Origin of the sequence: Lutispora sp., from assembly GCF_041687175.1 — a bacterium.
Taxonomy (GTDB): domain Bacteria; phylum Bacillota; class Clostridia; order Lutisporales; family Lutisporaceae; genus Lutispora.
Map to the genome: position 1 here is coordinate 1 of NZ_JAWLCK010000078.1, position 13635 is coordinate 13635.

14 protein-coding genes and 1 other annotated feature are annotated in these 13635 nt (G+C 33.9%); of the genes, 6 read left to right on the plus strand and 8 right to left on the minus strand.

The window, feature by feature from the left end; translation table 11 throughout:
* Window positions 1-1145 (minus strand): FtsW/RodA/SpoVE family cell cycle protein (locus tag ACESM9_RS10865; protein WP_372998214.1); only part of this gene is annotated, 1145 nt, incomplete at its 3' end.
* 182 nt (window positions 1146-1327) lie between these two features.
* Here ACESM9_RS10865 and ppaX point away from each other — a divergent pair.
* Window positions 1328-2014, plus strand: a complete 687-nt coding sequence (gene ppaX / locus ACESM9_RS10870) for a pyrophosphatase PpaX (RefSeq protein WP_372998217.1) — start codon at window positions 1328-1330, stop codon at window positions 2012-2014.
* A gap of 13 nt (window positions 2015-2027) precedes the next feature.
* Here the strand turns inward: ppaX and ACESM9_RS10875 are convergent, their stop codons facing one another.
* From ACESM9_RS10875 to ACESM9_RS10885, 3 genes are all read right to left on the minus strand, one after another.
* A complete protein-coding gene (locus ACESM9_RS10875; protein WP_372998220.1) occupies window positions 2028-2840 on the minus strand; it encodes an ABC transporter permease in 813 nt (270 codons plus the stop codon).
* Window positions 2833-3600: an ABC transporter ATP-binding protein gene (locus tag ACESM9_RS10880; protein WP_372998222.1), complete on the minus strand. Its 768-nt coding sequence runs from the start codon at window positions 3598-3600 to the stop codon at window positions 2833-2835. Before ACESM9_RS10880 ends, ACESM9_RS10875 begins: the two co-directional genes overlap by 8 nt.
* A gap of 203 nt (window positions 3601-3803) precedes the next feature.
* Window positions 3804-4808 carry an ABC transporter substrate-binding protein gene (locus ACESM9_RS10885; RefSeq protein WP_372998225.1) on the minus strand — a complete coding sequence of 335 codons (1005 nt, stop codon included), beginning with the start codon at window positions 4806-4808 and terminating at the stop codon, window positions 3804-3806.
* 195 nt (window positions 4809-5003) lie between these two features.
* Here ACESM9_RS10885 and ACESM9_RS10890 point away from each other — a divergent pair, with 195 nt between their 5' ends.
* The 3 genes from ACESM9_RS10890 (at window position 5004) to ACESM9_RS10900 (ending at window position 9872) form a co-directional block, all read left to right on the plus strand.
* Window positions 5004-5522, plus strand: a complete 519-nt coding sequence (locus tag ACESM9_RS10890) for a CDP-alcohol phosphatidyltransferase family protein (protein WP_372998228.1) — start codon at window positions 5004-5006, stop codon at window positions 5520-5522.
* Between the two features lie 55 nt (window positions 5523-5577).
* Window positions 5578-5790, plus strand: a binding site (T-box leader).
* 115 nt (window positions 5791-5905) lie between these two features.
* Complete coding sequence (locus tag ACESM9_RS10895) at window positions 5906-8560, plus strand: valine--tRNA ligase (protein WP_372998231.1); 2655 nt, start codon at window positions 5906-5908, stop codon at window positions 8558-8560.
* Window positions 8561-8570: 10 nt separating this feature from the next.
* Complete coding sequence (locus ACESM9_RS10900) at window positions 8571-9872, plus strand: bifunctional folylpolyglutamate synthase/dihydrofolate synthase (protein WP_372998234.1); 1302 nt, start codon at window positions 8571-8573, stop codon at window positions 9870-9872.
* A gap of 10 nt (window positions 9873-9882) precedes the next feature.
* Here the strand turns inward: ACESM9_RS10900 and ACESM9_RS10905 are convergent, their stop codons facing one another.
* Window positions 9883-10404 (minus strand): DUF4364 family protein, encoded by a 522-nt coding sequence (locus ACESM9_RS10905; protein WP_372998237.1) that lies wholly within the window; start codon window positions 10402-10404, stop codon window positions 9883-9885.
* Window positions 10405-10492: 88 nt separating this feature from the next.
* Window positions 10493-10720, minus strand: a complete 228-nt coding sequence (locus ACESM9_RS10910) for a small, acid-soluble spore protein, alpha/beta type (protein WP_372998240.1) — start codon at window positions 10718-10720, stop codon at window positions 10493-10495.
* A 239-nt stretch (window positions 10721-10959) separates the two neighbouring features.
* Here ACESM9_RS10910 and ACESM9_RS10915 point away from each other — a divergent pair, with 239 nt between their 5' ends.
* Entirely contained in the window at window positions 10960-12078 is a 1119-nt protein-coding gene (locus ACESM9_RS10915; RefSeq protein WP_372998243.1) for a polysaccharide deacetylase family protein, read from the plus strand.
* A gap of 29 nt (window positions 12079-12107) precedes the next feature.
* Here the strand turns inward: ACESM9_RS10915 and ACESM9_RS10920 are convergent, their stop codons facing one another.
* Both ACESM9_RS10920 and ACESM9_RS10925 read right to left on the minus strand, forming a co-directional pair.
* Complete coding sequence (locus ACESM9_RS10920) at window positions 12108-12281, minus strand: alpha/beta-type small acid-soluble spore protein (RefSeq protein ID WP_372998246.1); 174 nt, start codon at window positions 12279-12281, stop codon at window positions 12108-12110.
* Between the two features lie 177 nt (window positions 12282-12458).
* Entirely contained in the window at window positions 12459-12881 is a 423-nt protein-coding gene (locus ACESM9_RS10925) for a CBS domain-containing protein (RefSeq protein WP_372998249.1), read from the minus strand.
* A 200-nt stretch (window positions 12882-13081) separates the two neighbouring features.
* On the opposite strand from ACESM9_RS10925, the gene ACESM9_RS10930 reads away from it, so the two are divergent.
* On the plus strand, window positions 13082-13635 hold a 554-nt coding region (locus ACESM9_RS10930), incomplete at its 3' end, for a polysaccharide deacetylase family protein (protein WP_372998252.1).

Below are 13635 nucleotides of genomic sequence, written 5' to 3' on the forward strand. Positions count from 1 at the left end.
AACAGTAAACCTATATTGATAGTCTGTGAGATCAATGAGCTACCACCATAGCTTACAAATGGCAATGTCACACCAGTGATAGGTATTATATTTAAAACCCCAGCAATTATTATTAATGTCTGTATTCCTGTCATAGATGAAAGCCCTAGACAAATAAGCTTGCTTACTAGTTTTTTACAATTTTTACTATAATTCAATCCAATGATTGTTACCATACATAATAATAGAATAATTATTATTCCACTGATAATTCCAACTTCCTCACATATGGCAGAGAAAATGAAATCTGTATGGACCGCTGGTATATACTTTGGATATCCTAAATTCAATCCAGTACCCAGTAAACCGCCAGAAGCTATAGCAAATAGAGATTGAGTTACTTGATAAGCCTTGTTAGATACATATTTCCAGGGATTGAGCCAAGCTTCAACCCTAGACTTAATATGACTAAATACGAAATAGCTGATTCCTGCCATAACCAGGGCTGAAGCCGCAGATATCAATGTAGGATAAACTTTATCGTCAATGACAAACATTAAAATTAGATATACTGCGAAAAATATCAACGCTGAACCTAAGTCTCTTTGCAATGCAAAGAAAGCTACAGCTATAAATATTGAAGTACTGGAATATATCATATTATTCTTAGTTAATTCCTTGCTTAGGATTGTAGAGATATAAATTATAAACAGTATTTTCAAAAACTCAGATGGTTGAAATCTATATCCCATAATTTCAAGCCAGTTTTTTGAACCATAGACTTCCACACCCCAAAGCTGTGTGATTATTAAGGTTCCTAAAATAATGGAAGCTAGGTGGATGGTATAATCTTTTTTTAAATCTACTCTCTTTAAGAAATAGAACAAAACAAAGTACATTGAATCTCCTAACAAAGCAAAGACAGATTGCTTTGTAGCATATTCAGGATTTAATCTATAAAGCGATATTAACCCTATGACCAAGAGCATATTTACTAAATCGAATAACTGAATATCATTAACTTTTAATAGTCTGGTAAGTAATATTCTTACAAAGATATATTGAAAACAGAATACTAAGCCAATATGAATGGCTTTATAATCTAGATCATCTTCAATAACGGACAAAAGAGCAAAAGAAGATATGGCAGTCATAATTATTATCATAGGTAAAAAAGGCTGAAGAAGCCTTTTATTATAAAAATATATTGCAATATTTATAATAATGAAGGAAGATAACAAAAAAATAAACAAATATCTGTGAAGCCATGATAATAGGTCAAACATTAAAACACCTGCCTTTCATGTAATTATATTATACTAAAAGATAAATTTCATCACAATTAGCCATGAATTATGATAAAATATTGGAGAAGGGGGCTGAAGATACTGAAATGAGATATAAATATATATTATTCGATTTAGATGGGACATTGTTAAACACCAATAAACTTATAATTAAATCCTTTAAGTATACACTGAAGAAACATCTAGATATCAATATAGACGATGCAGATATACTAAAATACTTCGGTGAACCTTTGATGGTAACATTAGAAAGATTCTCAAAAGAAAAGGCTAAAGAGATGTTTGATACATATATAGAATATAATGAGAGAATCCATGATGAAATGGTAGAGGTATTTGGTAATGTAGATAATTTGCTGGACGAAATTACTAGAATAGGCTGCAAGACAGCAATTGTTACCTCAAAAAGGAAAGCTTTAGCAAAGAGAGGTCTAACCCTGTTTAATCTTCTTGATTATTTTGATGATGTTATTGCTTTAGAAGACACAGAGAAACACAAACCTAACCCGGAACCAATTTTAGAAGCTTTATCTAGACTTAATGCTAGCAAAAATGAAGCATTGATGGTGGGTGACAGTGAATTTGATATTAAATGTGCACATAATGCAGGGGTGGACAGTGTTTTTGTCAGTTGGAGCCAGGCAGGAGATTATCAGGATAAAAGTATAAAGCCAGATTATATTATTAAGGATATTTCAGAAATTATTTATATATTAAGAACAAAATGATGTGAGTAAAGACTCACATCATTTTTAACACTTTCTTTTCTATCCATAAAACAGAAAGGTAAAGAACAGCTGCTACAATAGCCAGTATAAGAACACTGGTCATTACGAGATCCATCTTAAATACTTGACCACCATAAATAATTAGATATCCTAGACCAGCTTTCGATACCAGGAATTCACCTACAATTACACCTACAAGAGATAATCCTACATTTATTTTTAAGGTTGATATAATTGTTGTTATTCCCGAGGGTAAAACTACTTTACGAAGTATTTGTCTTTTATTTGCTCCGAAGGTTTTAAGCAGTTTTATTTTATCCTCATCGCAATTTCTAAAGCTGGTAAATACGTTTATTATTGTAACGATAATAGAGAAAAGTAAAGCCATAACAATTATGGACTTTGTTGTTCCTCCTATCCAGACAAGTATAATGGGACCAAGAGCAGTCTTAGGCAGTGCATTTAATACTACTAAATATGGATCTAACACACTGGCAAGAAAATCAGACCACCATAAGGCTATGGCAATTAAAGTACCTAATATAGTGCCGATAATAAACCCTACCATTGTCTCATATACTGTTACTCCCGTATGAATAAATAGAGAGCCATCCTTCCCCATCGTAATTAGAGTTTCCAATATCCTGCTTGGTTGGCTCATTATAAAAGGATCTATCCAATCTTTTTGAGCTGCGAATTCCCAAAGCACAAATATTAATATCAATATAATTATTCGCGATATTCTTATAGCTGATTTCATTCGTTTGCGGCTTGTCAGATACTTTTTATATTCTTCAGATATAGTAATATCACTATTATTATACATGGACATCCAGCTCCTTCCATATAGTATTGAAATATACCCTGAATTCAGGAGCCTCTCTGCAGGTAATAGGAGTTTTGTAATCACAGCTTAGGCTTATTTCGTGTATAGATTTTATTTCTGCAGGCCTCTTCGTAAGGACTACAATTCTATCACTCATAGAAATTGCTTCTGCTAAATCATGTGTCACAAGTATGGCTGTCTTTTTTTCCTTTTTCAATATCAACCAAACTTCTTCTGAAATTGCTATTCTTGTCTGGTAGTCTAAGGCTGAGAATGGTTCATCTAACAATAGTATATCAGGTTTGGTTGCTAAGGTTCTTATTAATGCGACCCTCTGCCTCATGCCACCGGACAGTTGTTTTGGGTAATAGTTTCTGAACTCATAAAGTCCATATTCTTTTAATAACATTTCTACAAACTCTTGATTTTCTTTGTTATACTTTCCTTGTATTTCTAAACCTATGGTAATGTTTTTCATAATGTTTCTCCATTCAAACAAATGATCTTTTTGAAGCATATAGCCTACACTGGAAGAAGGGCCTTTTACTTCTTTGTCATTCACTAGAACTTTTCCTGATGTGGGTGTTAAAATGCCTGATATCAATGATAATAGAGTAGATTTACCGCAGCCGCTAGGCCCAACAATGCTTACAAACTCACCATTCATAATATCTAGGTTCAGCTTTCGTATAGCTTTGGTTTCTCCCTCAAGGGTATGGTAGTTCATAGAAACATCTACTATTTCAACTACCTTTTTCATCAAACCACCCCTTCGATAACTTCCATCACTTTATAATATTCCAAAATATTTTAAAAGTGATTGAATCCTTGATGAATAACAATTCAGTAGGGGCAGCAACTTGTGCTACCCCTACCTAAGGAGGTCATATGGTATTGGGTTTTACTGGGACATATCTCTTGTCCCAGTAACATATTATTATACAAATCCCAAAATGTTACGACCTATTTAATGTTTTTTACTGCTTCTTCAGCAAATCTGTCATCAAATAATACGCTATGATCGACTCTCTTATCCAGTTCGCCGGCAGTTTCCATAACATCCTGCAGCAATTCAAAGGATTCTGGGATGGAGATTGGGGTATTGTTCCATGCATCTATTTCTTTATATCTGTTTATAACAGTAACTAATATATCATCATCAGCATCTGGGAAGAAAGACTTTATTTCTCTTGCAATATCTTCTGCTTTATTATTCTGAACCCATAATTGTCCCTTATATAACGCATTGGTAAAGCGTTGAATAATGTCTGAATTCTTTTCAATATAGCTCTTTTTAGCAAAATATGCTGTATAGGCGATTAATCCGCTATCTTCACCGATTGAAGCAACTATACTGCCTGCATTTTCTTTTTCCAGCATTGATGCTGTAGGTTCAAAAAGAGCAACATAATCACCCATACCTCCTTTAAAGGCTCCAGCTGTAGCTGTGAATTGGAGGTTTGTTATCATCTCAACATCTTTTCCGGGGGTTAAGCCATTCTTTTTCAGTACATATTCAAGGGTCATTTGGGGAACTCCTCCTGGCCTGCCACCGATTATAGTTTTACCTACAGTATTTTTCCAGTCAAAGTTCGGATCTGGCTCTCTAGCCACCAAAAATGAACCGTCGCATTTAGTCAGCTGGGCAAATATAACTGCATGATCTTCCTTGCCCTGATTATAGACATATATGCAGGCTTCAGGTCCTGCAAAGCCTATATCACATTCACCTGCGAGCAAGGCTGTCATAGTTTTATCTGCACCCTGACCTGTGGTCAATTCGATTTTTATTCCTTCCTCTTCAAAGAATCCTTTGTTTATTGCCACATAATGAGGAGTATAAAAAATTGACCGAACAACCTCATTGAGTCTGATAGTTGTCAATTCGCTTTTGCTGCAGCCTGTAAGCCATGATAAACCGAGTGCTAAAATCATGATGAAGCAAAGCAATTTTTTTGTGGTCTTCATACAATCACTCCTAAGAATATATTTATCATTTACAGTCTATTCCTAGAAATTTTGATTGTGCTTGTCTAAGGAATAATGGTCTTGGTTGGTTTTTGAGAAGGTTATTGCATATAATGTTAATAAGAGACTTAATAAAGAAAGCTTTATTGGAAAAAATATATTTGATAGAAATTTTTAAAGATAGGGGTTGAGGCTATGATTACACCTAATGTGCTGACATCCATAAGAATAGGTTTGGTGCCTCCCATGATATATAGCTATTTATATATGCCGAAGAATGGTGAAACAGTAGCTTTTTTTATTTTTCTATTCTCTGCTCTAACAGACATATTAGACGGATATATAGCTAGAAAATTCAATATGGTAACTAAATTAGGTACAGTTTTGGACCCACTGGCAGATAAAATGATGCTTATATCTGTTTTGACTATATTTGTCCTGAATAACAAAATCAGTTTTTGGATTCTACTAGTAATGGCATTTAAAGAACTGCTGATGATTCTTGGTGCATATTTTCTCTATAACAATGAGGATGTCGTAATACCAGCAAATATTTATGGAAAAATATCAACTTTAGTATTCTACGCTTCAGGTTTCGCTATAATGCTTGAATTAACAATCGGCATGTTATTAATGAACCTTTTTGTTTTATTAAATATAATATCCCTTTTTATATATTTTTACAGATTCGTATCCGTAAAAGGCATAATATAGAAATTTCTGCAAATCATATTGACAAAATGCATTATTGATGATATAAATAAAATTATTAAATGCTATGAAGAAGAGGAGTAAGCGAAAATCACCTTTCAGAGAAGAATACCCTAGGCTGGGAGGTATTCCAGGTAAGATTTAGCTGAAGGTAGCTTTGGAGCTCTTGTGTCGAATTCAGTAGATGCAAGCGGGTCTGCCCGTTATAGTGTAGAGAGCCGGTGATGGCCGGAATTAAGGTGGTACCGCGAACTAACCCTTCGTCCTTTTGTTGGGACGAGGGTTTTTTTATTTCTATAATATAACCTTTGGGTGGGAATAGTATAAGACATCATAATAGTAATCGTAAGAAATATGAATTATGCTAATAAATAGGAGGTAATAATATGGAGGAAGCAAAAAATTTAAGCAAAGCTTATGAACCAAAACAAGTAGAAGAAAAGTTATACCATATGTGGGTGGAAAATGGATATTTTACACCGGAAATAGATTATGATAAAGAGCCTTATACAATAGTGATTCCACCTCCAAACATCACTGGACAGCTTCATATGGGTCATGCTTTGGACAATACTATTCAGGATATATTGATAAGATGGAGAAGAATGCAGGGATATAGTACTTTATGGCTTCCAGGAACAGATCATGCGAGTATCGCAACTGAGGCCAAGATAGTTGAAACCCTCGCAAAGGAAGGTAAGACCAAATACGATCTTGGAAGAGACGGATTTCTTGAAAGAGCATGGGAATGGAAGAGAGAATATGGCGGAAGGATCATAAACCAGCTGAAGAAATTAGGTTGCTCCTGCGATTGGACGAGGGAAAGATTTACATTGGATGAAGGTTGCTCAAAGGCAGTATCTAAGGTGTTTATAAGTCTTTATGAGAAGGGCTTGATTTACAGGGGTGAGAGGATAATCAACTGGTGCCCAAGTTGTAAGACATCAATATCAGACATAGAGACTATATATGACGATGAAAAGGGACATTTCTGGCACATTAAATACCCTGTTAATGGAACTGATGATTTTATAGAAATTGCAACCACAAGACCTGAGACTATGTTGGGTGATACTGCAGTTGCAGTTCATCCGGAAGATGAGAGATATAAACATCTTATAGGCAAGACAGTAATTTTGCCCCTTATGAATAAAGAAATACCAGTAATAGCTGATGAGTATGTAGACATGGAATTTGGAACTGGTGCTGTTAAGATAACTCCGGCTCACGATCCAAATGATTTTGAAGTTGGCTTGCGTCACAATCTGCCCATGCCGCGAGTAATGAATGATGATGGCACTATAAATGAGCTTGGTGGAAAGTACTCAGGACTTGATAGATATGAAGCAAGAAAGCAAATAGTTAAAGACTTGGAAGAACAAGGCTATCTTGTAAATATAAAGGATCATGATCATAGCGTAGGCCATTGCCAGAGATGCAACACAACAATAGAACCTATTCTATCTAAGCAGTGGTTTGTTAAGATGAAGCCTCTTGCCGAGCCTGCAATAGAAGTTGTAGAAGATGGGAGGGTCAAGTTTGTTCCTGACAGATTCTCTAAAATCTACTTCAATTGGATGGAGAATATACAGGATTGGTGTATATCAAGACAATTATGGTGGGGACATAGAATACCTGCATACTATTGTCAGGATTGTGGGGAAATAATCGTAGCAGACAAAGCTCCAGAAAAATGCTCAAAATGCGGAGGAGAATTAAAGCAGGATGAAGACACATTAGACACTTGGTTCAGCTCAGCTCTGTGGCCTTTTTCAACATTAGGGTGGCCTGAGGAAACAGAGGATTTGAAATATTTCTATCCAACCAGCGTATTGGTAACTGGCTATGACATAATATTCTTCTGGGTAGCCAGAATGATATTCTCAGCCATGGAGAACATGAAAAAAGAACCTTTTAAATATGTTTATATACATGGAATTGTGAGAGATGCAGAAGGTAGAAAGATGAGCAAGTCCTTGGGAAATGGAATTGACCCACTGGATGTAATAGATAAATACGGTGCTGACGCATTAAGATTTAATTTAATATCCGGTAATTCCCCAGGAAATGATATGAGATTTTTCTGGGAAAGAGTAGAAGCCTTCAGCAACTTTGCTAATAAGATTTGGAATGCAGCAAGATTCGTATTAATGAATACTGATGAGAACAAGGATTATAACACTATTTTCAATTCTAGCAAAGATAATTTTACTACTGCAGATTATTGGATTCTAAGCAAACTCAATAAACTTATAAAAGAAGTTACAGATAATATGGAGAAATTTGAGCTAGGTATAGCCGCACAAAAAATCTATGATTTTATCTGGTTTGAGTTCTGCGATTGGTATATAGAACTAGTAAAGCCTAGACTATACTCTGATTTAGATGAAGATAAGTCTGTAGCACAAGCTACTTTAATACATGTTCTGAAGAATTCTATGAAGCTATTGCATCCATTCATGCCATTTATTACAGAGGAGATATATTCACATATCCCCCAAGCATCAGAATCAATTGTAATAAGCAGATGGCCTGAATATGACGAAGCTATGGATTTTGCATCCCAGGAAGAGAACATGGAAATAATAATGGAGGCTATAAAAGGGATAAGAAACATAAGAGCAGAGATGAATGTTGTACCTTCAAGGAAGTCAAAGACAATAATTGTGTCTGATAGAGAAGAAGTAAGAAATGCCATGGAGGAAGGTAGTTCCTATATCCAAAAACTGGCACATTCGTCAGAAGTAATTATAAAAGGAGAAAAGAAAGACATACCAGAGGATGCAGTCTCAATAATAATTGAAGGTGCAGAAATATTCTTACCTCTTGAAGACTTAATCGATAAAGAAAAAGAAATTGAAAGGCTAATGAAAGAAAAAGAAAAGCTGGATAAGGAATTGGAAAGAGTAAGAGGTAAATTGAGCAATGAAAAGTTTATAGCTAAAGCCCCAGATAAAGTAATTCAAGAAGAGAAGGATAAGGAGAAAAAGTATATGGAGCTGATGGATAAAGTATTAGAACGCCTTAAAGTATTGAAATAAGAGGTGTAATATGAATTATAAAGAAGCCTTAGTTTATATCGACATGAATCTTAAAGGTGGCTGTAATCCAGGGCTGAGCAGGATTGAAAATCTTCTGGAGCTTTTAGGCAACCCACATAAAGCCATTAAAGCAGTTCATATAGCCGGGACGAATGGTAAGGGTTCCATCACTGCAATGATATCCAATATATTGAAGAAAGGGGGATATAGGGTAGGCACCTATATCTCTCCTCACCTTCAAAGTATAACGGAAAGGTATCTCATCAATGGTGGGAAGATAGAAGAGAATGTTTTTGCCGATTATGTTGCTATAATAAAGAAAAATATTGATAAAATGATAGCAGCAGGTAAAGAAAGGCCTTCTCAGTTTGAAGCTCTGACAGCTCTTGCCTTTTTATACTTCAAGGATATGGGTATCGATATAGCCGTGGTTGAAGTAGGGTTAGGCGGCAGATATGATGCTACAAATGTTTTAGATTCTATTATTTCAGTTATAGCATCAATAAGCTATGACCATATGGATATTCTTGGTGATTCCATAGAAAAAATAGCTCTAGAAAAAGCTGGAATAATAAAAAGCAATCAAACCACCATACTATACCCTCAGAGGTTTGAAGAAGCTGAGAGAGTCATAGAAGCCGTTTGTCATGAGCAACAAACCAGTTGTATAAAAGTATCGCCAAAAGATGTTTTACAGAGAGGTTTTGGTTTGGACGGACAAATAATGGACTATTCATATAATGGGGAAATTTATAGAGATATAAAATTACCGCTATTAGGAGATCATCAATTGCTAAATGCAGCTGTTGCAATAACTGCTGCAATAAACCTGAGGGATTTGGGATATCGAATAAGCGAAGACAGCATACGAAAAGGGATAGAAAATGTAAAATGGCTTGGAAGACTTAGCATTATTTCTAAAGAACCTCTCATAGTTATCGATGGAGCACATAATGAAGATGGTATACATGCTTTATCTAAAGCATTGGAAAAGTATTTTCATGATAGAAACATTATTATGGTAATAGGAATGCTGAAAGATAAAAATCATAGGGACAGTATAAGATTATTAGCTCCTATGGCTAAAGTAATTATCGCTACTGAACCTGCAAGCGAAAGAGCCCTAAGTGCTAAAGAATTAGCTAGGGAAGCTAAAGACTTCTGCCAGGAGGTTCATGCCATATCTTCTATCACTCAAGCAGTTGAAAAGGCAAAAGATGTTTATGATAGCAATTCTATAATTGTAATATGTGGTTCCCTATACCTTGTGGGAGAATTATATAATATAATATCAAATGAGAATAAGGCATAGTGCCTTATTCTCATTTTTTAATCAATATGTTCATTATCTGATCATAGACCTGATAATATTTGTTTTCCCAATTTGAGCAAATTAGCTTAGCTTGTTCAGATGATACTACATTAAGACTGAGATTAATCAATTCTATATCCTTTTCTACAACTTTTAGATTAACAATATATTCTGTATTGCTCTTTTTTATGATGTCTGACCGAACTTGAGTTTCCAATCTAATTTTTTCTTTATTTTTTAGTATGTAGTTTTCTATAGTTGACCTAATTTTACTATCAATACGAGATATAAATAATTCAACAGTTTTTAACCCCATCTCTGTTGCTTTATACATTTCCTTGTTGCCAAATCTAACAATCATTTTGGATTCTTCCAATTCAACTAGACATTGTTGAAGATCAAAGTAATTTATAAGGTTGTTTTCTAGTACAATATCTGTTATCTGACCAGTTGTCAGTGGGATATCAATTTCTTTTAATATTAACAAGACTATCAGTTTATTTAGAGCTATTTCATTGCTATTACCATTCATCTAATCACCCCTGAATAACATTACTATATAATTATATCATAATAATTATAAAAATCAGACAAGCCAGTGTCTGATTTTTATAATTTATTTATTGTTGATTTGTCATTTGGTTTTGTGCCATTGCTATCATTCTTTTAACCATTTCGCCGCCTACCCTGCCGCAATCTCTTGCTGTAAGATTTCCCCAGTAGTCTTCAGAACCTTGGTAAACAGGTAAATTGAATTCTGCAGCTATCTCATATTTCATATTATCTAAAGCCGGATGGGCCTTTGGTACTTCTAATCCTTTATTATAATTTCCACTTCCTAATGCCATTTAAATTCCCCCTTAAATTATTTTTTTATCTTTGTGATAATAATTTTCCCTGATATAAAAAATAAATACTAGAACTTCTTTCTTTTTTGAATAAAATCATTTAAAGAAGCATATAATTAATAATTTAACCTGTATTTTCAATGGAATAGTAGTTAAAGTTTGGAATAGATACAAAATTTGTCGATTTGCTGTGTTTGCTATGTTATAATATTCTTAAAGCGTTAATATAGGAGGCAAAAATGAAAAAAGTTTCTGTTATTATACTATTAGCACTATCTTTGTTATTATCAAGCTGTGCAAATGCTGGTATTAAAAATTTAGAAAATGTGGACAAGCCATCTATTGGAGATGTTGAGCATGTAGAGGAAGAAAAGGATATTGATAGCAATGAGACAGATGAGGAAAGCAATAAGATAGATTATGAAAAGATAAAACCTAATGAAAATGGAAAAGTAATGATTCTTATGTACCATGGCATTGGGGAGGAAGAATCAGAATGGGTACGAACAGTTGAGAATTTCAAAAAGGATTTGCAGACTCTTTACGATAAGGGTTATAGACTTTTAAGCTTAAGAGATTACATAAACAATAATATAAATATTGAAGCTGGGTATACTCCAGTAGTAATAACATTTGATGATGGTTTACTTAACCAGTTTAATCTTATAGAAGAAGGAGGAGAAACTAGAATAGATCCAAACTGCGCTGTAGGAGTATTAGAAGACTTCTATAAAGATCATCCCGATTTTGGCAGGGCGGCTAGTTTCTTTGTATATTATCCTGTTCCTTTTAGACAGAAAGAACTGATAAAAGATAAATTTGATTTTCTTATAGAAAATGGTTACGAAATAGGGAATCATGGGTATAACCATGAGAACCTAGGAAAGGTTAGCATTGAGGAAGTTCAAGAATCTTTAAGCAAAAATGCTCGACAGACCAAGGAGATCCTTGGTGATTATATTGTAGAATCATTAGCATTACCCTATGGTGCTGCTCCTAAAGGTGATGGCTATAAATATGTCATATCCGGTAGTTTTGAAGGTTTTAATTATTTTCATAAAGCAGTTTTAAAGGTCGGAAGCAATCCTGCTCCTTCACCTAACAGTATTGACTTTGATCCCCAGAGATTACCAAGAGTTAGGGCCAGCGAGATGAAGGTTCAAGGTACAGGTATATATGATTATCTCAAATATTTTGAAAATAATCCGGATAAGAAATATGTGAGTGATGGAGATCCAAATACTGTTACAATACCTGAGAGTGAAATCAGTAACATTGACATAGAGAGACTAGAAATGAGCAATAAGAAATTAATCACATATAATTTAGAGAGCAATAAAAAAGCGGATGAGAATTAGTCTTATCCGCTTTTTTAATATTTTATTTACTACTGAAGTTTTTCTTGGTAAGCTTTTATCATTCTTCTTACCATTTCACCACCTATCCTACCGGCATCTCTGGCTGAGAGAGAACCATTATCTCCAGGCTTCAAGTTAATGCCTAATTGACTGGCAACCTCTTCTTTAAATTTATTTCGGAAATTGTTATCTTTATTACTCAATATCAGCACCTCCAAGATTATTTTATTGTATTATCTAATCTCTTTAGCACTATTTTGCCTATATTGTTATTAATTAATCATGAAATTATTACCTTGGAGATCCATCGATTTATAAAGCATTCTATAGACCATAAGAAAAATAAGTTTCCTTAGTGTTAAATCTTCATGAAGACTTCTTTATTTTTCATTATCAAAATTTGAAATGTACTTTTTAGCAAAGTATTCAATTATTTCTCTTCTTCTAATTATCCCAATAAAAATATCATTATCGTCAATTACAGGTACGAAGTTCTGTGCAACCGCAAGGGTGAGAAGATCTTCCATATGGGCGTTTATTCTTACCGCTATATTATTTACCCTTTGTGGTACATCTTCCAGCAATACTTTGTCTGTATTTTCAAAATTTAGACCAGGAGTATTCTTAAGTTTCCATAATAGATCACCTTCGGTAATAGTTCCGACATATCTACCTTTATTGTTAATTAAAGGAACGGCAGTGTAGCCGTGATACTGCATTTTTTCCAAAGCCTGCCTCATTGTGTTTTTAGGGCTTAAGTAGATTACTTCAGATTTTGCCACAAGAAAAAAGGCTATGTTCAATTATACCACTCCAATCGCAAGACATTATTAGAAACAAACAACGGCAACATCTCTATTATAATTATATTTGAACATTAATACAACAATTCAATATTTATTTGTAGAATCTTGGATATTGGACTTTAATTATATCATATATTTAATTGAGGATATATGTTTATTGCGTGTTAAAGTATAGAAATTTTATGGGAGGTTTTGAAATGAAACTATTTATAATAAGCAAAAGGCACTTAAGAATATTTATTTCAGTAATGTTGATAGTTTTATTATCAGCCATATATACTTTTGGATTTAATAAAGGTATTATCAGTGCATTTGTAAATAATGAAAAAATGATACCTATTTATTGTGTAGATACTGAAGAAAAGAAGATAGCTATAAGCTTTGATGCTGCTTGGGGTTCGGATAAGACGGAAGATATTCTAAGAATACTAAAAGAACATAATGTAAAAACAACATTTTTCCTTGTAGCTTTTTGGGTTGATAAGTATCCAGATATGGTAAAGAGAATTGATGAAGAGGGACATGAGATAGGAAATCATTCTGCTAATCATCCAAATATGTCCCAATTGAGCGAAGAGAAGATAAGAGAAGAATTGACAACCACATCAAATAAAATTGAAGCGATAACCGAGAAAAAGGTGAACTTATTCAGGCCACCATTTGGTGATTATAACAATAAAGTAATAAGAGTTTGCAAAGAGTTAGGCTATTATGTTATTCAATGGGATGTAGATTCTCTTGATTATAAGGA